The organism is Blastococcus colisei (assembly GCF_006717095.1).
GTDB lineage: Bacteria > Actinomycetota > Actinomycetes > Mycobacteriales > Geodermatophilaceae > Blastococcus_B > Blastococcus_B colisei.
In genome coordinates this window covers 26346-46350 of the sequence record NZ_VFQE01000003.1, presented here as the reverse complement: position 1 = coordinate 46350, position 20005 = coordinate 26346, and the positions used below count along the sequence as shown (strand labels likewise).

The 20005-nt window shown below is 72.5% G+C and carries 19 protein-coding genes and 1 pseudogene; 10 read left to right on the top strand and 10 right to left on the bottom strand.

Annotated elements, in window-relative coordinates; translation table 11 throughout:
- Positions 1-38: 38 nt before the first annotated feature.
- The 4 genes and pseudogenes from FHU33_RS24250 to FHU33_RS24235 all read left to right on the top strand — a co-directional run.
- Positions 39-605: pseudogene (locus FHU33_RS24250) on the top strand (peroxiredoxin family protein); the annotation flags it as partial.
- A gap of 81 nt (positions 606-686) precedes the next feature.
- Complete coding sequence (locus FHU33_RS24245) at positions 687-1634, top strand: oxidoreductase (protein WP_142028176.1); 948 nt, start codon at positions 687-689, stop codon at positions 1632-1634.
- A gap of 24 nt (positions 1635-1658) precedes the next feature.
- Entirely contained in the window at positions 1659-1928 is a 270-nt protein-coding gene (locus FHU33_RS24240) for a type II toxin-antitoxin system Phd/YefM family antitoxin (RefSeq protein ID WP_142028175.1), read from the top strand.
- Positions 1925-2323, top strand: a complete 399-nt coding sequence (locus FHU33_RS24235) for a type II toxin-antitoxin system VapC family toxin (RefSeq protein WP_142028174.1) — start codon at positions 1925-1927, stop codon at positions 2321-2323. Before FHU33_RS24240 ends, FHU33_RS24235 begins: the two co-directional genes overlap by 4 nt.
- A 32-nt stretch (positions 2324-2355) precedes the next feature.
- Here the strand turns inward: FHU33_RS24235 and FHU33_RS24230 are convergent, their stop codons facing one another.
- The 5 genes from FHU33_RS24230 to FHU33_RS24210 form a co-directional block, all read right to left on the bottom strand.
- Positions 2356-3015, bottom strand: coding sequence for an SRPBCC family protein (locus FHU33_RS24230; RefSeq protein ID WP_142028173.1), 660 nt, complete (start codon positions 3013-3015; stop codon positions 2356-2358).
- The gene (gene cutA / locus FHU33_RS24225) at positions 3012-5432 is read right to left on the bottom strand and encodes an aerobic carbon-monoxide dehydrogenase large subunit (protein ID WP_142028172.1); all 2421 of its coding nucleotides are present in this window, start codon (positions 5430-5432) and stop codon (positions 3012-3014) included. The genes FHU33_RS24230 and cutA overlap by 4 nt, the downstream gene beginning before the upstream one ends.
- A gap of 109 nt (positions 5433-5541) precedes the next feature.
- Positions 5542-6051, bottom strand: coding sequence for a (2Fe-2S)-binding protein (locus tag FHU33_RS24220; RefSeq protein ID WP_142028171.1), 510 nt, complete (start codon positions 6049-6051; stop codon positions 5542-5544).
- Positions 6048-6935 (bottom strand): FAD binding domain-containing protein, encoded by an 888-nt coding sequence (locus tag FHU33_RS24215; protein WP_142028170.1) that lies wholly within the window; start codon positions 6933-6935, stop codon positions 6048-6050. Before FHU33_RS24215 ends, FHU33_RS24220 begins: the two co-directional genes overlap by 4 nt.
- Complete coding sequence (locus FHU33_RS24210; protein ID WP_142028169.1) at positions 6932-8404, bottom strand: uracil-xanthine permease family protein; 1473 nt, start codon at positions 8402-8404, stop codon at positions 6932-6934. Before FHU33_RS24210 ends, FHU33_RS24215 begins: the two co-directional genes overlap by 4 nt.
- A 182-nt stretch (positions 8405-8586) precedes the next feature.
- Between FHU33_RS24210 and FHU33_RS24205 the strand changes: the two genes are divergently transcribed.
- Positions 8587-10104, top strand: coding sequence for an AllF/FdrA family protein (locus FHU33_RS24205; RefSeq protein ID WP_246064210.1), 1518 nt, complete (start codon positions 8587-8589; stop codon positions 10102-10104).
- 167 nt (positions 10105-10271) lie between these two features.
- Positions 10272-11693 (top strand): YlbE family protein, encoded by a 1422-nt coding sequence (locus tag FHU33_RS24200; protein WP_142028168.1) that lies wholly within the window; start codon positions 10272-10274, stop codon positions 11691-11693.
- A gap of 73 nt (positions 11694-11766) precedes the next feature.
- On the opposite strand, the gene FHU33_RS24195 is transcribed toward FHU33_RS24200, so the two are convergent.
- The gene (locus FHU33_RS24195) at positions 11767-12588 is read right to left on the bottom strand and encodes a hypothetical protein (protein WP_142028167.1); all 822 of its coding nucleotides are present in this window, start codon (positions 12586-12588) and stop codon (positions 11767-11769) included.
- A 26-nt stretch (positions 12589-12614) separates the two neighbouring features.
- On the bottom strand, positions 12615-13172 hold the full coding sequence (locus FHU33_RS24190; RefSeq protein WP_142028166.1) for an RNA polymerase sigma factor: 558 nt from the start codon (positions 13170-13172) through the stop codon (positions 12615-12617).
- Between the two features lie 201 nt (positions 13173-13373).
- On the opposite strand from FHU33_RS24190, the gene FHU33_RS24185 reads away from it, so the two are divergent.
- A complete protein-coding gene (locus tag FHU33_RS24185; RefSeq protein ID WP_142028165.1) occupies positions 13374-13640 on the top strand; it encodes a hypothetical protein in 267 nt (88 codons plus the stop codon).
- 284 nt (positions 13641-13924) lie between these two features.
- On the opposite strand, the gene FHU33_RS24180 is transcribed toward FHU33_RS24185, so the two are convergent.
- On the bottom strand, positions 13925-14680 hold the full coding sequence (locus tag FHU33_RS24180) for a DUF2470 domain-containing protein (protein WP_142028164.1): 756 nt from the start codon (positions 14678-14680) through the stop codon (positions 13925-13927).
- Between the two features lie 63 nt (positions 14681-14743).
- Here FHU33_RS24180 and rpsD point away from each other — a divergent pair, with 63 nt between their 5' ends.
- The 3 genes from rpsD to FHU33_RS25580 all read left to right on the top strand — a co-directional run bounded on the left by rpsD (position 14744) and on the right by FHU33_RS25580 (position 17431).
- The gene (gene rpsD / locus FHU33_RS24175) at positions 14744-15346 is read left to right on the top strand and encodes a 30S ribosomal protein S4 (protein ID WP_142028163.1); all 603 of its coding nucleotides are present in this window, start codon (positions 14744-14746) and stop codon (positions 15344-15346) included.
- A 44-nt stretch (positions 15347-15390) separates the two neighbouring features.
- Positions 15391-15555: a hypothetical protein gene (locus FHU33_RS25245; protein ID WP_170182698.1), complete on the top strand. Its 165-nt coding sequence runs from the start codon at positions 15391-15393 to the stop codon at positions 15553-15555.
- A gap of 190 nt (positions 15556-15745) precedes the next feature.
- A complete protein-coding gene (locus tag FHU33_RS25580) occupies positions 15746-17431 on the top strand; it encodes a PP2C family protein-serine/threonine phosphatase (RefSeq protein WP_211355357.1) in 1686 nt (561 codons plus the stop codon).
- Between the two features lie 7 nt (positions 17432-17438).
- Here the strand turns inward: FHU33_RS25580 and FHU33_RS24165 are convergent, their stop codons facing one another.
- Both FHU33_RS24165 and bar read right to left on the bottom strand, forming a co-directional pair.
- Positions 17439-18701 (bottom strand): Cache 3/Cache 2 fusion domain-containing protein, encoded by a 1263-nt coding sequence (locus FHU33_RS24165; protein WP_142028162.1) that lies wholly within the window; start codon positions 18699-18701, stop codon positions 17439-17441.
- A gap of 194 nt (positions 18702-18895) precedes the next feature.
- Positions 18896-19999, bottom strand: a complete 1104-nt coding sequence (bar, locus tag FHU33_RS24160) for a barbiturase (RefSeq protein WP_142028161.1) — start codon at positions 19997-19999, stop codon at positions 18896-18898.
- Positions 20000-20005: the final 6 nt, after the last annotated feature.

The window sequence follows — 20005 nt, the reverse complement described above, 5'->3', positions numbered from 1 at the left end:
TGCTCGGCCTGCGCGGCGACTGGTAGCCGTACTGCTGCGCCCAGGCGGTCCGCCTGGCCCGGTCGCTGTCCCGCCTCACCGACGCCGGAACCGAGGTGGTGCTCGCCTCCACCGACCCGCCGGAGGTGCAGCTGGCGATGAACCGCACCTGGCACCTGCCGTTCCGGTGGGTCAGCGATCCCGGCGGCACCGAGCTCGCCCGGCCGCTCGGTGCCTGGGACGACGACGCGTCGATCTTCCGCCCGGTCATCGTGGCGGTGGCCCCGGACGGGGCGGAGGTGTTCCGGGAGCTCTCCCGCGACTTCACCGACCGGCCGGACGACGAGCCGTTCCTGACCGCCCTGGAGTCGCTCGGGCTCGAGCCGCTCGCGCCGGCTCCCCCGTGGGCGCCGGAGGCTCTGGAGCCGCGGCCGTCGAAGCGGGCGTTCACGCCGGCGTCGTTCATCCCCTACTTCCGCGCGATCAAGTTCAACACCGGGGCGCTGAGCGAGCGGATGGTCGACGAGCGTGACCGGGCCGAAGTGCTGACCGAGAAGGGCATGGCCGAGTCGTTCCTCGCCACCTTCGACGAGTGGCGGGCCGAGCACCCGCCGGAGCGGCAGTAGCCGGACGTCGCGCGTCGCGTGCGAGGGCGTCGGTGTCCTGCCGACGTCGCGAACCTGTGTCGTACGTGCGTGGATGGGTGCATGGCCTGGACCGAGAAGGACATCCCCGAGCTGAGCGGGCGCACGGCCGTGGTCACCGGCGCGAACGGTGGGCTCGGCTTCCAGACGGCGCTGGCGCTGGCCGGTGCGGGTGCGCACGTCGTCATGGCAGCGCGGGATCCGGCGAAGACGACGGCTGCGGTGGCCCGGATCGCCGAGCGGTACCCCGCGGCGTCGCTGGAGGTGGTGCCGCTCGATCTCGGTGACCTGTCGGTGGTGAAGGCCGCTGCCGAGAAGGTGCTGGCGGGACACGACCGCCTCGACCTGCTGGTGAACAACGCCGGCGTGATGGCGATGCCGCAGCGGACGACGGTCGACGGGTTCGAGATTCAGTTCGGCGTCAACCATCTCGGGCACTGGGCGCTCACGGCGCACCTGCTGCCGGCGCTGCTGGCGGCGCCGGCGGCACGGGTCGTGACGGTGACGAGCACGGCCCGCCACCGGGCCCGGCGGCTGGACCCCGCCGATCCGCACATGCGGCGGAACTACGGGGCGTGGGCGTCGTACGCGCGGGCCAAGATGGCCAACCTCCACTTCGGTCTGGGGCTGCAGCAGCAGTTCTCCCGGGCCGGAGTAGCGGCGGAGAGCCTGATGGCGCACCCCGGACTGTCCAACACCGACCTGCAAGCGCGCTCGGTGCGCGAGGGCGGCGCCGGCTGGGTCGGGGCGTTCTTCGAGGTGATGACGGCGCGCTCAGGGATGACGCCGTTCGAGGGCGCGCGTCCGCAGCTCCGCGCCGCGACCGACCCGCGAGCGAGGGGCGGCGAGCTCTACGCGCCGCGATACGGCTCCCACGGGCCCGCTGTACGACGCCCGATCCTTCGTCGGTCGGGCCTGCAGGAGCAGCTCGACGTCCTGTGGCAGGTCTCCGAGCGCGAGACCGGCATCCCCCTGGACGTCGCGGACGGCGAATCGGCCGCCGGTCGGTAGCACTTCGAGTGCTACTGTAGCCGGATGGTGCGGATCGGTGTGCGAGAGCTCCGTCAGAACGCGAGCCAGTACCTCGCTCGCGTCAAGGCCGGAGAAACGGTCGAGGTCACCGAGCGCGGCACACTCATCGCCTTGCTGACCCCGCCGAGTCCTGCCGCGTCAGCTCGTGACCGGCTGATCGCCGAGGGCCGTCTGATTCCGGCCAGCGGACCACTGCAGCTTCCCGCTCGCGTGCGCGTGGAAGGCGTCGAGAGTCAGGCCGTGCTGGACGAGCTACGCGAAGAACGGCTGTGATCTACCTCGATTCGTCCGCCGTGGTGAAACTGATCCTGCAGGAAGCGGAGAGCGACGAGCTCGAATCATGGTTGACCGTGTCCCGGGCGAAAGCACCACTGGTTTCCAGCGCCCTGACACGCGTCGAGGTCCTCCGTGCATGCAGGCGCGTGGACGAGACGTTGCTGACGCCCGCGAGGAATCTGCTCCGCGGTATCGACCTCCTGCCCATGGACAGCGCCATCGTCGAGTCCGCTGCCGAGCTGAGCCCGGCAGTGCTACGGAGCCTCGATGCCATGCATCTGGCCACGGCGCTTCAGCTCGACGCCGATCTGGAGGCGCTCATCGCCTACGACGCGCGACTCGCCGAAGCCGCCCGAGCGCACGGTCTGACGGTCGATCAGCCGGGGATCTGACCGCCTGTGCACGATCCGGCTGCCGTGGAGTGTCAGCGGCGGCCGAGGCGGTAGCCGACGAGGACGCCGATCAGGGTCAGCACCGCGCCGCCGACGGCCCCCAGGAGCAGCGTCTGGGCGTCGCCGCCCGGAGCAGCGGCCGCGGCTTTGCCGGCGAACGTCCGCCCCGCAGCGGGACTCGGTGCTCCGCCGGCCACCAGCGAGGCGTCGCTGGTCGCAGCCGCAGACGGCGCCGCGGCGATCGGGACCACCGTGCCGGTCAGTTCGTCGTCGATCGCCGTGAAGAACTGGCCGGCCATCCGCTTCGCGACGCCGGTGATCATCCGCTGGCCCACGCCCGCGACCGGGCCGCCGATCACGGCATCGGCCGAGTAGGTCAGGTTGGTCTTCCCGTCACCGGCCGGCTCCAGATTGATGGTCACCGTCGCCCGGGCGTTCCCCGGCGCACCCGCACCCGACGCGTGCATCACGTACGACGACGGTTTCTTCTGGTCCGACAGCCGCACCTCACCCGCGTACGTCCCGCGGATCGCGCCGACCCCGACCGAGACGTTCATCCTGTACTCGTCGTCCCCGACCTGCTCCAGCGACTCGCAGCCCGGGATCGTCCGGGCCAGCACGGCCGGGTCGGTGATGACCGACCACACCTTCTCCGGGTCGGCCGAGAGCACCGCTGAGCCGTCGAGATTCACGCCATCACTCCAGTCCCCGCCCGGCTCGCGGCCGCGGCGGTCAATTCCGATTCTGGGGAGCGCACGAGGTCGTACAGCTCCGTGGGGGAGATGGGCATCGACGTGATCCGCCGTCCCACCGCGTCCTCGATCGCCGAGGCGATCGCGGCCGTCCCCGGGATGACGCCTGCCTCGCCGGCGCCCTTGATGCCCAGCGGGTTCAGCGGCGACGGCGTCGTCTGGTGGTCGATGACGACGTCGGGCACCTCGCTCGAGTACGGCATGAGGAAGTCCATGTACGAGGCGTTCTGCAGCTGGCCGTCCCGGTCGTAGACCATCCGCTCGTACAGCGCGCCGCCCACGCCCTGCGCGACGCCGCCCTGCACCTGGCCCTCGACGATCATCGGGTTCACCACGTTGCCGCAGTCGTGCACCACGGCGTACTTGACGATGTCGATCTCCCACGTCGCCGGGTCGATCTCCACGATCGCCGCGTGCGCGCCCGACGCGAACGTCGACCGGAGCGGCGAGTAGTAGTCGCGGTGCTCCAGCCCGGGCGCATCGCCCTCGGCCACCGGCGGCTTGGAGTCGTCGTGCGTGACGAACTGGGTGGCCTGTTGGGCGGCCTCGTCGAACGCGTAGCGCAGCGGGTTGGAGAGGACGGCGACGGTGCGCAGCGGGATCGACGTCCCCGGCACGCCCTTCACCTGGACCAGGCCCTCGTCGATCTCGAGGTCCTCCGGCGACGCCTCCAGCACGTCGGCGGCGATCCGCAGGGCCTTCTCCCGCACGCCGCGAGCGGCGAGCGCGATCGCGTTGCCGCTCATCACCGCGGCCCGCGAGGCGAACGTGCCGACGGCGTAGCCGAAGCGCCGGGTGTCGCCGGTGGTCACCTCGACGTCCTCGATCGGCACGCCCAGCTCGGAGGCCACGATCTGTGCGAACGCCGTCTCGTGCCCCTGGCCCTGCGACGTCAGCCCGGTCGACACCAGCACCTTGCCGCTGCCGAGCACCTGCACGTGCCCGCCCTCGTACGGCCCGGGCCCGGTGCCCTCCACGTACAGCGCCATGCCGATGCCGAGCTGCTTGCCGCGGGTGGCGGCCTCGGTCCTCAGGCCCTCGATGTCGTCCCAGCCGACGAGAGCCTTCAGCTTGTCCACGAGCCCGGGGTAGTCGCCCGAGTCGTAGATGACCGGCCGGCCGTCCTGGAACGTCAGGTGGTGGTCGTAGGGGAACTGGTCGGGCTGGATCAGGTTCCGCTCCCGGACGACGGCGCGGTCGAGCCCCAGCGCGTCCGCGATGCGGTCCATCGTCCGCTCCATCGCGTAGCAGGCCTGCGGCCGCCCGGCGCCGCGGTACGGCGTCACGATGACGGTGTTGGTGTAGACGCTGTCCACGCGCACCCGGTACACGGGGATGACGTACGGGCCCACCAGCTGGGTCGCGGTGATGATCGGGACGATGATCCCGTAGGGCGTGTACGCGCCGTTGTCGTGCAGGACGTGGACGTCGAGCGCGGTGATCCGGCCCTCGTCGTCGTAGCCCACGGTGATGTCCTGCCGCTGCTGCCGCTCGTGGGCACTCGAGATGAAGTGCTCGCGGCGGTCCTCGGCCCACTTCACCTCGGCCTGCAGCGCGATCGCGGCCATGGGAATGAGCAGCTCTTCCGGCCACGGGTGCACGATCTTCACGCCGAAGCCGCCGCCGACGTCCGGCGCGATGACCTCGACCCGGTCGAGCGACAGCTCGAGCTTGGCCGCGATCGCCGCGCGCACCGACGTCGACGCCTGGGTGCTGGTGAACACCCGCAGCGACCGGTCGTCGGCGTCCCACTTCGCGTGCACGCCCTTGCCCTCCATCGGCATGCTGGCGCTGCGCTCGATGTACTGCGTGAAGCTCAGTGTGTGCGGCGACGCCGCCAGCACCGGCTCGACGTCGCCGGTCTCCTGGCGGTGCCGGGCGGCCACGTTGTCGGCGACGTCGTCGTGGACGCACGAACTCGCCTCCACCGCGGCATCCACCCCGACGACGACCGGCAGCTCCGCGTAGGAGACGACGATCTTCTCGGCGGCGTCCTCGGCGACGTACCGGTCGGTGGCGACCACCATGACCACGGGCTCGCCCACGTGCCGCACGACGTCGCGGGCCAGCGAATAGGCGGTTCGCGGCTCGGTCAGCTGCGGGTGGGGGATGAGCACCGGGAGCGGCTCGGCCATCGGCCCGGTCAGGTCGTCGTAGGTGTAGATCGCCACGAGGCCCTCGACGTCCAGGGCCCCTTCGACGTCGATGTCGGTGATGCGGGCGTGCGCGTGCGGCGACCGCACGAAGGCGGCCGCGAGTGCCTGCGAGCCGATGTCGTCGAGGTAGCGGCCCTTGCCGATGATCAGCCGGGCGTCCTCGCGCCGGCGGACCGGCTCACCGAACAGCTTCGTCGTCACCGCCGTCCCCCCACGTCGCGCCCCCCGACCACGCCAGGCATAGGTTCCTTTACCTGCGTTTCCGCCGCGAGAACACACGTATAGGTACCTATGCCTGGGCGGGTCGTGGTCATGCGCCGTCCCGCATCGCGGCGTTCGCGGTGTGCACGGCCTTCTTGATGTTGGCGTAGCCGGTGCACCGGCAGAGGTTGCCGCCGACCATGTCGTCGACCTCCTCCTCGGTGAGCTCCGCGGCGTTGTCCCGCTTCTCCAGCCCCGCGACGATCGTCGTCAGGAAGCCCGGCGTGCAGAACCCGCACTGCAGCGCGTGGCACTCGCGGAAGGCCTCCTGCACCGGGTGCAGCACGTGTCCGCCCTGGTGGTCGTCGCGGGCCAGACCCTCGACCGTCGTCACCTCGTGTCCCTCGACCTGGACGGCGAGCAGCAGGCAGGAGCGCACCGGGTCGCCGTCCACCAGCACCGTGCAGGCGCCGCAGACGCCGTGCTCGCAGCCCACATGCGTGCCGGTCAGCCCGAGGTCGTGGCGCAGCGCGTCCGACAGCAGCCGGCGCACCGGCACGGTCGCTTTCCGTGGAACACCGTTCACCGTGAGGGTGATGGTCCGTTCGGAGTCGGTCACGCAACTCTCCCCACGGCCTCGGCCGCAGCCTCGGCCAACGTGCGTTCGGTGAGGACGCCGACCAGCAGACGCCGGTAGTCGGCGCTGGCGTGGATGTCGGTGTCCGGGTCGACCAGTGTGCGCGCGAGCGCGCCGGCGGCCGCCCAGTCGGCCTTCTCCACCGGCGACCCGGCGACGGCCTCGGTCAGATCGTGCACCTCGGGGGTCAGCCCCACCGAGACGTAGGAGGCGCGGACGGCGGCGACGCGGCGGTCGGCATCCAGCGTGACGACGACGCCGGCGCCGCAGACCGCGTAGTCGCCCTTGCGGCGGGCGACCTCGGCGAACGCGGTTCCCGAGCGCGGCGGCAGCGCCCCGAAGTAGGCGGAGGTGACGACGGCGGGGCCGGAGATCGAGGTCTCCAGCGGGCCGACGAACAGGTCCTGCCAGCCGACCGTGCGGACTCCGGAGGGGGTGGCCACCTCGACGGAGCCGTCGGTGAGGGCGAGGACCGAGGTCATCTCGCCGGAGGGGTCGGCGTGCGCGATCGAGCCGACGGTGGTGCCCCGGTTGCGGATCGCCGGGTGGGCGACGTTCGCCGTCGCCCGGGCCAGCAGCGGCTGGACCCGGGCGGCGGCTATGGCATCGGGGTGGCCCCCGAGCAGTGCGTTGTGTCGCACCAGCGCTCCCACCGTCACGCCGTCCCCGGTGACCTCGACGGAGTCGAGGTCGGGCACCCGGTTGATGTCCACCAGCGTGGTCGGCGCCGCGAGCCGCATGGAGAGCAGCGGGAGCAGCGACTGGCCACCGGCGAGCACCTTGGCGCCCGCACCCTCGGACGAGAGAACCGTCAGGACCTCATCCAGGCTGCCGGGGTCGGCGTAACGGAACGGAGCTGGTTTCACCGGTTGAGCGTGCCCTCTCCGTGGTTGTGCGGGACACCGGGGCGGCCGACCTGGTCGACCGACGACGGGTCGGGCCGCACCTCGTGCCCGCCGGTGTGCCCGAGCGCCGGGCCGGTCCCGCCCACGAACCCGCCCTCCTCCAGCAGCGCTGCCTTCATCTCCGGCGGTGCCACCGCCCGGGCGATGTGCCAGCCGGCGACGACGACGATCGTGCCCAGGGCGATGCCGCTGAGCGGGAAGGTGTCGGTGACGTTCAGGGTCACGTTGCCGATGGCGATGATGATCCCGGCCGACAGCGGCACCAGGTTGATCGGGTTCGCGAAGTCGACCCGGTTCTCCTTCCAGATCTTGGCACCGAGCAGGCCGATCATCCCGTAGAGGACGACGGTGATCCCGCCGAGCACGCCGGGCGGGATGATGTTGATCAGCGCACCGAACTTCGGGCACAGCCCGAGCAGGATCGCCACGATCGCGGCCACGTAGTACGCCGCCGTCGAGTAGACGCGGGTGGCCGCCATGACGCCGATGTTCTCGGCGTAGGTGGTCGTGGGCGAGCCGCCGACCGAGGTGGCGACGACGGTGGCGACGCCGTCGGCGAGGATCGCGCGGCCCATGACCGGGTCCAGGTCGCGCTTGGTCATCGCCGCGACGGCCTTGACGTGGCCGGCGTTCTCCGCGATCAGGGCGATGACCGCCGGCAGCACCAGCAGGCTGAAGTTCAGCGAGAAGCTGGGTGCGGTGAACTCCGGCAGGCCGATCCAGTCGGCCTGGGCGACCGTGTCGAAGTTGATCCGGTCGCGGGTGACGACCGCGCCCGTGGCATCCGGCGAGGTGATCGGGCCGGCGGTCACGTCGAGCAGGACCGACAGCAGGTAGCCGAAGATCAGGCCGAGCAGGATGGAGATGCGCGACCAGAAACCGCGCAGCAGCAGCGAGGCGACGATGACGAAGGTCATGGTCGCCAGGCCGGCCCACTGGTCCTGCGGCCAGTACACCCCGGCCACGACCGGGGCCAGGTTGAAGCCGATCAGCATGACGACGGCGCCGGTGACGGCCGGCGGGAGCGCGGCGTTGATCGCGCGGGCGCCCATGAAGTGGATGACCAGGCCGGCGAGGGCCAGCACGACACCGGCGACCAGGATCGCGCCGACGACGTCGCCGGAGTCACCACCGTTCGCCCGGATGGCGACGACGCCGCCGACGAAGGCGGCGCTGGTGCCCAGGTAGCTGGGCACCTGCCCCTTGACGATCAGCAGGAAGATGATCGTCGCGATGCCGCTCATCATGATCGCGAGGTTGGCGTCCAGCCCCATGATGAGGGGGAAGACGAAGGTCGCCCCGAACATGGCGACGACGTGCTGCGCGCCGATCCCGACGGTCCGCGGCCAGGACAGCCGCTCGTCCGGGGCGACCGCCTCACCGAGGGGCGGCGTCTTGCCGTCCCCGTAGAGCTTCCAGCTGAACGCCATCTGAGCGCCTCCTCTGACACCACTTCCGAACCGAATCGGTGCCGGTCAACGGGCGTTGCCACCACCAGGAGGCGCCAATGTGTCATGCGCCACGGCGCGGCGGAAGTACCTCAGTGCTAAATCGTTATTGCGATCGGATGCGGATACTTCACCGCTGAGACATCGATGGGTACGGTTCCGGGGTGAGCGTCTCACCGCCCCCGGGAGCCCCTTCAGTCACGTCCGGCGTGCGGTCGGTCGCGCTGCGATCCGGCGTCTACGCCGACTCCGTCAAGCTCATGCAGGTGAGCCGCGACGTCGCGGCCACCGACGGCGTCACCGCGGTCCTGGTCGCCATGGCGACGCCGCTCAACCTCGAGCTCGCGGCGAACATGGGCCTCGCCCCCGAGGAGCCCACCTCTCCCGAGCAGCTCCTGATCGCCGTCCACGCCGAGGACGACGACGCGCTGGCCGGGGCCCTGGCCGCCGTCGACGCCGCCCTGGCCGCGCGCGAGCGCTCGAGCGGCTCGGCGCAGGCCATCCCGCAGCGCACCATCGGCGCCGGGCTGGCCGAGCTCGACGGGGACGGCCCGGCGTTGGCGATCGTCAGCGTTCCCGGTCAGTACGCCGTCGCCGAGGCGGCCGACGCGATCGCCGCCGGCCGCAGCGTGCTGGTCTTCTCCGACGGCGTCCCGGTCGAGCACGAGGTCGCGCTCAAGCGGGCCGCGCACGAGGCGGGTGTGCTGGTCATGGGCCCCGATTGCGGGACGGCGATCGTCTCCGGTGTCGCCCTCGGCTTCGCCAACGTCGTCCGTCCGGGGCCGGTGGGGCTGGTCGCCGCGTCCGGGACCGGCGCGCAGCAGATCTCCTGCCTGCTCGACATGGCCGGCGTGGGCGTCTCGCACGTCCTCGGCGTCGGCGGGCGCGACCTGTCCGAGGCCGTCGGCGGGCTCGCCACCCTGGACGCGCTCGCCGCGCTGGACGCGGACGAGGCCACCGAGCGGGTGCTGGTGGTCTCCAAGCCGCCCGCGCCGCCCGTGGCCCGGGCCGTCGAGGAGTTCGGCGCCGGACTGTCGGTCCCGGTGCGCTCCGCCGTCCTCTCGCCGGAGACGCCGGATCTGACCGCCGCGGTCGAGGGCCTGCTGACCGACATGGGGCGCGACGTCCCGGCCTGGCCGTCGCGCCCGGGCCCGGCCGAGTCGGCGGCGCCCGGCGCCGTGCTGAAGGGCCTCTACTCCGGTGGCACGCTCGCCGACGAGACGATGCTGCTGGCGGCGCCGGTGCTCGGCGACATCCGCTCCAACACCCCGCTGGAGCCGGAACTCGATCTCGGTACGGACCTGTCCGCCTCCGGCCACGTGGTCATCGACTTCGGGGACGACGCCCTCACCGTGGGCCGCGCGCACCCGATGATCGACCCGACCCTGCGGTTGGAGGCGCTGGCCGCGCTCGCCGCGTCCGGGGAGCCCGCGGTGCTGCTCATGGACGTCGTCCTCGGCCACGGCGCCGATCCGGACCCGGCGGGCGCGCTCGTCCCGGCGCTCACCACCGCTCGGTCGCAGGCCTCCCTGCCCGTGGTGATCGCCCTGATCGGCACCGAGGGTGACCCGCAGGGCTGGTCCCGTCAGGCCGACGCCCTGGCGGCCGCCGGTGCCGCCGTCTTCGCCTCCAACGCCGCCGCCACGCGGTACGCCCTCGACCTGCTGGGAGCTTCTGCATGAGCGAGCTCGCGAGCTCATCGATGGATAGGCCGTCTTCGCCTCCAACGCCGCCGCCACGCGGTACGCCCTCGACCTGCTGGGAGCTTCTGCATGAGCGAGCTCGCGAGCTCATCGATGGATAGAGCGACACGGGTCATGTGCCCGACGAGCGCCAGCGAGGAGGCGTCATGACCCTCGGCGGACTGCTCTCCGCGCCCCCGACGATCGTCGCCGCGGGCGTCGACGTCTTCTCCGACGCGCTGCGCGCCCAGGGCGCCGACGTGCACGACGTCGACTGGCGTCCGCCCGGCTTCGGCGACCCTGCGGACCTCGCCGCCCTGGCGCTGGACCCCCGTCGCAACGCCGCCAACCGGGTGGCCGTCGAACGGATCCTCGCCGCAGGCTCGCAACTGGTCGACGTCCGTCCGGCCCGCGAGGTGATCGGCCTGCCGGACCGCACCCTGCTGCACTCCGGCCCGCCGCTGACCTGGGAGACCGCATCCGGCCCGATGCGCGGCGCCCTGATCGGCGCGTGCCTCTTCGAGGGCTGGGCCACCGACGTGGAGGACGCCGAGCGCATCCTGGCCGCCGGCGAGATCGCCCTCGACCCGTGCCACCACCACCGCACCGTCGGACCGATGGCCGGGGTGACGTCGCCGTCGATGTGGCTGTGGTGCCTCAAGGACCCGGTTCACGGCGGGCAGGCGTTCTGCAACCTCAACGAGGGCCTCGGCAAGGTGCTGCGCATGGGCGCCTTCAACGAGGAGGTGCAGGCGCGGCTGGCGTGGATGCGCTCAGTGCTCGGCCCGATCCTGCAGAAGGCGGTGCGCGGCTCGATCGACGCCGGCAACGACCCGCTGGACGTGAAGAGCGTGCTGGCGCAGATGCTCCAGATGGGCGACGAGGGGCACAACCGCAACCGCGCCGGCTCGCTGATGACGCTGCGGGAGCTGTCGCCCTCGATCGTCGCGGTCGAGGGCGTCCCGTCGGCCGACATCGCCGCCGTCCTGACGTTCATCGGTGGGAACGAGCACTTCTTCCTCAACCTCGGCATGCCGACGGCGAAGCTCGCGATGGACGCCGCCCGCGACGTCCCCGGCTCGACGATGGTCACCGTGCTGTCGCGCAACGGCACCGAGTTCGGGATCCGGACCGCGGGCACCGGGGACCGCTGGTTCACCGGCCCGGCGAACACGCCGGTCGGGCTCTTCCTCGGCGACTACGGCCCGGACGACGCCAACCCCGACATCGGCGACTCCGCGATCATGGAGGCCTACGGCGTCGGCGGATTCTCGATGGCCGCGGCCCCGGCGATCGTTCGCTTCGTCGGCGGCTCGGTTCCGGACGCGCTGGCCACGACCGAGCGGATGTACCAGGTGACGCTCGCGGAGAACCCGGCGATGGCCATCCCGATCATGGGCTTCCGCGGCTCGCCGACCGGCATCGACGTCCTCAAGGTCGCGCGCACCGGCTGGCTGCCGCAGATCAACACCGGCATGGCCGGGCGGATAGCCGGTACCGGTCAGGTCGGCGCCGGCCTCGTGCAGCCGCCGCAGGAGTGCTTCGAGAAGGCGCTCGCCGCCCTCGCCGAGGAGACCCGCAGCGCCTGAGTCCCGGCTCCATCGGCGAAATGGCCGCCACGACTCGCTCGTGGCGACCACATCACCGATCTCGTCGCGTACGTCAGGGACGGCCGGTGCCGCCCTGGGCCTGACCGCCGGCCGGAGCCTCGGCCGCCGGGGCCGGAGCCGGTGCCGGGGCCTGCGGAGCGGAGGCCGGGGCCTTCGGTGCGCGGGCCGGACCCTCGCCGGCAGGTGCGGGAGCCGCGGGGCGCTCCGGCACGGCAGTGGTCGCGGAGGGCTGCTCGGGCTGGTGGGTGGCGCGGGCGTCGGAGCTGACCTGCCCGCCGTCGACACCGCCGTCCTGGGCGTCGTCGCTCACCGAGGTGCCGAAGTCCGGTCCGGCGGGGATGTCGGCGGGGCCGGGCAGCTCGTCGGGCGCGCCGGTCTCCGGCACCCCGGCCTGCTCGGGCAGGGACGCCCGGTCGTCGGCGGAGTCCGGCAGCTCGAACGGCGTCACGGCCTCGATGGTCGTGGCGACGCCGTCCTGGATGGGAGCGGGCAGGACGCCGGCGGCGCCGGCCGAGGTGACGCCGGCGAGGGCGACACCGACGCCGGCGGTCGCGTGGGCGACGGCTCCGGCGGAGGCGAACTTGGCGAGGCCGGCAGCGAGGACGGTGAACATGCGGGATCTCCTTCTCGATCGCCCCGGGAGCGCGGTGGCAGCCGCTCCCCGGGCAGTGGGGGCCGGTTCCGTCGATCCGTCGACAGAACCGGTGAGAAGACCGGTGACCAGCAGTTCGGCGAGCCCTGCCGACGGCCGTCCCGGCCGGGCGGACATCTCCCGGACCGAGTCGGCGAACAGTGCGAGCGGCGCCGCCTCGGCGGGGACGAGTCGTCCCGCCAGGTAGGCCTCGAAGGCGTCGTCGAGCTGGCTGGTGGTCATCTCACCCCCGACATCGCCGGTGCCGCTCACAGGGGCGCGCCGGTTCGGTCGAGCTCGCTCCGAAGGGTGAGCAGGGCTCGGCGTTGCAGGGCCTTCACCGCGGCCACCGAGCGGCCCATCGCCGCGGAGACCTGCTCCAGGCTCAGGTCCGCGACGATGCGCATGAGGACGACGGTCCGCTGGTCGTCGGGAAGACCCGCGCACAGTTCTCGGACGGCGCTCGAGCTCAGCGCGGCCAGGGCGTCGTCCTCCACGTCGCCGCCGGCGATCACACCCAGCAGGTCGACGTCGGACCCGGTCGGTGCGGGACGGCGGCTGCGCCGCCGCCAGTCGTCGACCAGCCGGCGATGCGCGATCGTGAAGACCCAGGCGCGCAATGCGCCCTCGTCCCCCTCGAACGACGACAGGCCGGTGAACAGGCCGATGAACGTCTCGCTGGCCAGGTCGTCCGGTTCCTGTGCCCCGTGCAGCCGGAGATAGCCCGTCACCGACGGTGCGAGGTCGCGGTAGAGCACCTCGAACGCCCAGGCCGCACCCGTTCGGGCGGCAGCGAGGACCTCGGGGAAGGACGTGCCCACGGCCATCGCGCACCTCCTGTCGTGAATGGGCCTGCCCTCTCATCGGCAGGTGCGCGACAGAACGTGAGCGACAGTTGGCGTGCAGTTCAGGCCGGGCCGCAGGTGACCGGTGCTCCTTCGCTCAGCCACCCTTACCTGCTCGCGCTGCCGGGTAGTCCGCGAACGCCGTGACCGCGCCCGGTCGCGACGCCGAGCGGAGGGGACGCCATGGCCAGCTGCGAGGTCTGCGGCAACGATTACCGGCTCAGTTTCGAGGTGCACGCCATGGGAGCGGTGCACGTCTTCGACAGTTTCGAGTGCGCGATCCACGCGTTGGCCCCGGTTTGCGAGCGCTGCGGCGTCAAGGTGGTCGGGCACGGCGTCGAGGCGGACGGCACGTTCTTCTGCTGTGCCTCGTGCGCGCGCATGCACGGGAAGCCGGGCAGCGTGTCCCAGCTGGTCGACCATGCGGGTCGGGCGCCCGACGAGCGCTGAGGAGGTCGGTCGGCCCGGCACCCGTCGGCCGGGACGACGCCGGTCCAGGGCTCAGCCCGGCGTCCGGACGGCGCGCAGCCGGTCGAGGGAGTTCCTCGTTCCCTCCGAGGGCGAGTTCGCACATCTGCACCCGGCTCCGCCGGCGGCGTGCGCCTCACGCCGGGAATGGTGCTGGTGTACGGACCCGGGACGATGCCGAACGGGGCGTGGTCACGGCGATCGCGCGGACGAGTCATGTCTGGGCGAGCGGCACCCACCCCGCCTGACCCGCGCCCCGTCCGGTCCTAGGCGGGGCCGCAGGTGAGCAGGTGCTCCACGGCAGCGGCGAATCCCGCCGGACCGTCCAGCGGTGAGGCGAAGGGCACCCGCAGGTCGTAGCAGCCGCTCCGGCTCTGCACCCGGAACCGGACGCCGAAGCGGTCCAGGCCCAGCAACCGGACGTCGTCGTGCCGGCCGGCCCACCGCTGCACCCGGCCGCACAGCCGGGCCAGCGCGCGGCCCTCGGCGCCCATGAGGTCCATCTCCACGGCGCTGACCGGGTCCGGGTGGGCGCCGAGGAAGTCCTCGGGCTCGACGTCGCTCGAGATCCCCGCCTCCTCGAGCACGACGTCTGCCAGGTCCAGCCGCGCGAGCGTGGCGCTCAGCCCGACGTCGAACAGGCTGTCGCAGGGGTAGGCGTCAGCGAAGTCGAGGACCAGTCGCGGGACGTCGTCTGCGGGGACCGGCGTGATCCAGCCGGACAGCTGCACCAGCCCGCGCACCGGGTGGCGGAGCGGCAGCGGGGCACGGTCGATGACCGTGAGCCGGGCCGGGACGTCCCCGAGCGGGGAGCGGGCGAGGGCGGCCATGACCTCGCCCGACGTGGGGACGACGAGCAGCACGTCGCCGCCGCGAGTGGTGGTCGCAGCCCAGAGCTGGCTGATGCCGAGCCCCGCGCAGTACAGGGAGGCCGCGGGACGGGCGGCCACGGTGCGGGCCCGCTCGGCCACCGGCGGCTGGTGCTCGGTGGTCGCGGACGAGGAAGGCGAACCGGCTGTCATGGACCACCTCGGAGAGCTCGGGGACGGGTTGTAAGGTGAGCCTAACCAAACTCGGAGGTCCCCGTGAACACACCCCGCCCCAAGGTCCGGCTCAGTCGCGCGCTGGGCATCCCGCTGACGCCGAAGTGCGTGCAGTACTTCGAGCGCCGGCCGTACCCGCCGGGCGAGCACGGGCGCAAGCGCCGCAAGGACAGCGACTACTCCACGCGGCTCAAGGAGAAGCAGCGGCTGCGGGCGCAGTACGACATCAGCGAGACCCAACTGCGGGCGGCGTTCGACCGGGCGAAGCGGTCGGGCGGCAAGACCGGCGAGGCGCTGATCCAGGACCTCGAGTCGCGGCTGGACGCCACCGTCCTGCGCGCCGGCTTCGCCCGGACCATCTACCAGGCCCGGCAGTTCGTCAGCCACCAGCACGTGCTGGTCAACGGCAAGCGGGTCGACCGCCCCTCCTACCGCCTCGAGCCCGGCGACTTCATCGAGGTCGCCGAGAAGTCCAAGCACAAGGAGCCGTTCCTCGTGGCGGCGTCCGGCGCGCACGCCGAGGCCCCGGCCTACCTCGAGGTCCGGCTGGCCGATCTGGTGGCTCGGGTCGAGCGGACGCCGGGCCGCGACGAGGTCCCGGTGATCTGCCAGGAGCAGCTGGTCGTGGAGTACTACTCCCGCTGACACCGGTTGTCGGAGACCACCGGAACCGACCGGACTCGCCGGGCATGTGGCACGTGGGTTTCACCGACGACCCGGACCCCGAGGCGTTGCGCCGGTTCGACGTGCCCGGCAACGAGATCCCGGTCGCGCAGCCGCGGGACGAGCTGCTGGCCCGCACCGACGAGGCCGCGGGCTCGTCGCCGCCGTCCCTCCGGAGTACCTGTCGGTGACCGAACGCCACGGCTGCTGAACCCGCGGTAGAGGCGGACGAGCCCCCTCGGGAGCCGGGTGGGATCATGGGCACGACAGACGTGGCCGGCGCCGTGGGGCGACCAGGCTCGAACGTCGGGCGGGGGTGCCGAGCTGGACGGGCGACTGGCCGAACTGGTTCCGGGAACTCCTCGAACCCCGCTGCAGGAGATGGTCCTCGACCACGACTGGGCCGCGACGCCCCTGGGTCCCGAGCTCGAGTGGTCACCCACGCTGCGCAGCGCGGTCAGCACCTGCCTGAACTCCCGATTCCCGACCTTGCTCATGTGGGGTCCGGAGCTGGTGATGGTCTACAACGACAGCTACGCCCCCATGCTGGGCGCGAGGCACCCGTACGCGCTGGGCAGGTCGGCGCCGATGGTCTGGGCGGACATCTGGGCCGACCTGCAACCCATGGTGTCCGAGGTGATGGCCGGCCGGGCGACGTACTCGGAGGACCTGCAGCTGGTGATGACCCGGTACGGCTTCGTCGAAGAGACCTACTTCTCGTTCTCGTTCAGCCCGGTCGTCGAGCCGGGTGGGCGCGTCGCGGGTCTCCTCGACACCGTCGCGGAGACGACGCACCGGGTCCTGGCTGCGCGCCGGATGGCCGTCCTGCAGAAGCTGGGCAGCCTGCCGCGGTCGGTGCACGGAAGTGGGCCCGAGGCCGCCGCCGCCGCCCTCCGGGTCCTTGCCGATGCCCGCACGGACTGCCCGTTCGGGCTGGTCTACCTGGGCGAGGGGAGCGACGAGGCCCGCCCGGTCGCCGCGCACGGCATCGCGCTCGCGGACGACGTGGCGGACAGCCTCATCCCCGAACTGGTGCAGAAGGTCATGGCCACGGGGCAGTTCCGGACCGTCACCGGGCTCGATGGCCTGCTGCCCGGGCTCTCCAGTCTCGGGGCCAGCCCTGCCGGTGAGTCCGACGTCCACACCGCCGTCGTGCTCCCGCTCGTCGTCGCCGGGCAGAGCGCGCCGGTCGGTGCCCTGGTGCTGGGCACCAGCCCGCACCTGCGGCTCGACGAGGAGTACCAGGCCTTCCTGGCCCTGGCTGCCGGGCAGGTGGCCGCCGCCGTGGCCGACGCACGTGCCGTCGAGACGGAGCGGCGACGCGCCGCTGACCAGGCCGAGCTCGACCGCGCCCGGGCCCAGTTCCTCACCGAGGTCGCTGTCACCCTCCAGCGCGCCGTTCTCGGGCCGACCGTGCTGCCCGACGGATTCGCCGTCCACTACGAACCGGCGACCGGCACCCTTGAGGTCGGCGGTGACTGGTACGACGTCATCGACCTGCCGGAGGGGCGGTACGGGGTGGTGGTCGGCGATGTCGTCGGTACGGGGCTGTCCGCCGCCGCGGTGATGGGGCAGCTGCGCAGCGCCGGCCGGGCCCTGCTGCTGGAGAGCCGGTCGCCCGCCCACGTGCTCATGGCGCTGGACCGGTTCGCCTCGCTCACCCCCGGTGCATCGGTGAGCACCGTCTTCTGCGCCGTCATCGACCCCGCCGCCCGCATCCTCCGCTACAGCAGCGCCGGTCACGTCCCCGGGATCGTCGTGGACGCCGATGGTGCCGCGCGGTTCCTCGCTGCGGCGGATTCGCTGCCGCTCGCCGTGGTCGCCGAGCTGGACCGCCCGCAGGCGGACGTCGCCCTGCCGCCCGGGTCGACCCTGCTCCTCTACACCGACGGTCTGGTCGAGCAGCGCGGGGCAGCGCTGGACGACGGGATGGCCCGGGCCGCCGCTGCGCTCGTCGCCGGCCGCGCCCTCCCTCCGGTCGACCTGGCGGAGGCACTGCGGCGGGAGCTGGTGGGAGACGCGCCGGACGACGACGTCGCCTTCCTGCTCTACCGCTGCGGCTCCTGAGTCCGGCTCAGGCCGGCATCGAGTCCAGCGGGATGCCCACGTAGAGCACGCCGATGAGCTCACCGGTGGCCGAGTGCACCGGGGCGTACGCGGTGAAGTACGGCCGGTCCGCGACCGTCGCGGCGCCGGTGTACGTCTCGCCGGCGTGGACGGCGGCCAGCACCGGGCTGGGGGTGCCGTCGGCGCTCGTCCGGGCGATGTAGCTGCCCACGTTGCGCTTGCCCGCCGGCGTGACGACGGTCGTGGCCGCGCGCACCATGCTGCCCGCGTCGTCGAGCCGCTGGAAGAGCGTGCAGCTGCCGCCGATCTGGGCCACGACCGCGTCGACCAGGGCAGCGGGCCGGCGCGGGTCCTCGACCCGCTCCAGGGGCACGCCGCCGAGCAGCACGTCGGCCAGCTCGGCCGGGTGGGCGCGGGAGGTGATCTGGTCGCGCACCGTCACCGTGCGGCGCTCGGTGCCGAGTTCCATGCCGCCCGCCTGGTCGAGCAGTTGCTGAGCGACGCCGAGAGCCCGGCGGACGTAGGCGACCCGCTGGCTCTCGGCGAGCTGAGCCACCGCGTCGGTGATGCGGGCGGACCCGCTGGCGGCGCGGTCCACGTTGTCGACGACGCGATCGGCCGCGACCCGCTGCTGCTCGACGGCGGCGGCGATGGAGTCCTGTGCCTCGGCGATGGACCCGAGGGTGCCGCCGATGCGTGCGATGACGTCGACGGCGTGGCCGGTCTCCTGCTGGACCGCGGCCACCTGCGCGCCGATGTCCTCGGCGGCCTGCGCGCTGCGGCCGGCCAGCTGCTTGACCTCCTGCGCGACGACGGCGAAGCCCCGGCCGACCTCGCCGGCGCGGGCCGCCTCGACGAAGGCGTTGAGGGCGAGGATCCGGCTCTGCTGGCTGATCGCGGTGATGAGCTGGACGAGATCGGTGATCGCTTCGCTCGCCTGCTGCAGGGCGGCGATCCGGGCGTCGACGGCCTGGGCGTCGCGGACGGCCTCCTCGGCCACGGCCGACGCGCGGGCCGTGCTCGCGGAGATCTCGCCGATCGCCGCCCGCAGCTCGGACAGGGAGGCGGCGGCCTCGCGCGAGGTGTCGGACACCTCGCGGCTGGCCTGCGCCAGGACACCGGCCTGCTGAGCGGCGACCTCGAGGCTGACGTCGCGCTCCTGGCGGCGCGGACGCGAACCGGTCCGGGGCTGCGGGAGGGCGGGCCCGGCAGCGGGCGTGACTGCGGCCGGTGTGCTCGGGGCGGCGTCCCGCGATGCTGACCAGCGCACGACCGAACTCCCCCTCACCGTGCCGCGGCGCGGGATGCGCACCGACCTCTCGAAGCACGGTAGGTCTCGTCCGGCTACGCAGCATGAGGCGCGCCGGTGATCGCTTCTCCCGACTCCCGAGACGACGTCGGGGAAGCAGTGGGCCCAGGACGCCGTCCGGACCGCTACTTCCCCGACGTCGTGCTCCGCGCCGGTTACGCCTTGACGATGGCGGCCACCGGGCCGCCGCCCGAGGGGCCCTGGTGCACCGCGGCCACGGAGACGAACACGGCCGGGTCGCCGGTCACCGACGCCGTCACGCCACCGACGCACGCCTTGATCTGGCGGTGCCAGGAGACGTCGGAGTCGTCGAGCATGGCGTTGCGCCGTCCGCGGACCTTGCCGTCCGGCGAGGCCTCGCACTTGAGGAAGACGTTGACCAGGCGGTCGCCGAGGTCGGTGTGGTGCGGCCGCTGGGGCAGCTCGAGGCCGGCGTCGCGGATCGCCGCCCAGATGCCGTCCTGGTCGAGGGCGTCCTCCATGACCGAGTGGCCGACGCGGTAGTTGCCGCCGTGCCCGCGGGCGTTGCCGACGACGACGATCTGCGCCCGGTCCAGCTCCACGCCCGAGGAGCAGGAGGCGACCGAGGAGTACAGCGACAGGTCGTGCATGACCTGCTCCTGCGTCGGCATCTCGATCTCGCCGAGCGCCACGGCGATGCCCAGTGCGGTCGTGCCGTTGGAGAGGTCCATCGAGCCGTGCGGCTCCTGCATGTACGTCGTCTTCCCGCGCTCGCGGGCGTCCCGGATCGTGTCGATCGTCAGCAGCGGCGTCTTGGTCTGCACGTAGTGCACGTCGGCGGGGTCGGTGATGCCGGCCGCCTCCATGGCCCGCTTCACGCCCTCGGCCACCTTCTCGACCATGGCGAGCCGGCCGATGTCCTCGGGCAGCAGGACGTCGCTCATCGCGTAGCCGACGGTCAGCCGGGGCTCGTCGGTCTGCTCGACGGCGTCCTCGGGGAGGGTGGCGAAGATCGTGGCGTGCGGGCTGATGACGCCGTCGGTGCCGCCGGACCACACGATCGGGATCTGCTTGACCTCGTCGGCCGACCGGGTGCCCTTCTCCATGAGCACCTCGCGGAAGGCGCGGTCGGCGATGATCCGGGTGTAGTCGTTGATCCCGCCGTTGCCCTCGGTCTTGCCGATGACGGCGACCACGCGGTCGGCCTCCATGACGCCGTCGTCGATGAGCGTGGCCAGCTCGGAGGCGTCACTGACGTTGTGCAGCGGGACCTTGCGGACCTCGATCGGTGCGGGCACGGGCTC

Excerpts from the sequence above, each read along its gene's own strand:
- FHU33_RS24210 (WP_142028169.1), bottom strand. The coding sequence starts at position 8,404 with ATGGCGTTCAGCTGGAAGCTCTACGGGGACGGCAAGACGCCGCCCCTC.
- FHU33_RS24180 (WP_142028164.1), bottom strand. The coding sequence starts at position 14,680 with ATGACAGCCGGTTCGCCTTCCTCGTCCGCGACCACCGAGCACCAGCCG.
- FHU33_RS24200 (WP_142028168.1), top strand. The coding sequence starts at position 10,272 with ATGACCCTCGGCGGACTGCTCTCCGCGCCCCCGACGATCGTCGCCGCG.
- FHU33_RS24190 (WP_142028166.1), bottom strand. The coding sequence starts at position 13,172 with ATGGCCGTGGGCACGTCCTTCCCCGAGGTCCTCGCTGCCGCCCGAACG.
- FHU33_RS24245 (WP_142028176.1), top strand. The coding sequence starts at position 687 with ATGGCCTGGACCGAGAAGGACATCCCCGAGCTGAGCGGGCGCACGGCC.
- FHU33_RS24195 (WP_142028167.1), bottom strand. The coding sequence starts at position 12,588 with ATGACCACCAGCCAGCTCGACGACGCCTTCGAGGCCTACCTGGCGGGA.
- FHU33_RS24185 (WP_142028165.1), top strand. The coding sequence starts at position 13,374 with ATGGCCAGCTGCGAGGTCTGCGGCAACGATTACCGGCTCAGTTTCGAG.
- FHU33_RS25245 (WP_170182698.1), top strand. The coding sequence starts at position 15,391 with ATGTGGCACGTGGGTTTCACCGACGACCCGGACCCCGAGGCGTTGCGC.
- FHU33_RS24240 (WP_142028175.1), top strand. The coding sequence starts at position 1,659 with ATGGTGCGGATCGGTGTGCGAGAGCTCCGTCAGAACGCGAGCCAGTAC.
- FHU33_RS25580 (WP_211355357.1), top strand. The coding sequence starts at position 15,746 with ATGGTCCTCGACCACGACTGGGCCGCGACGCCCCTGGGTCCCGAGCTC.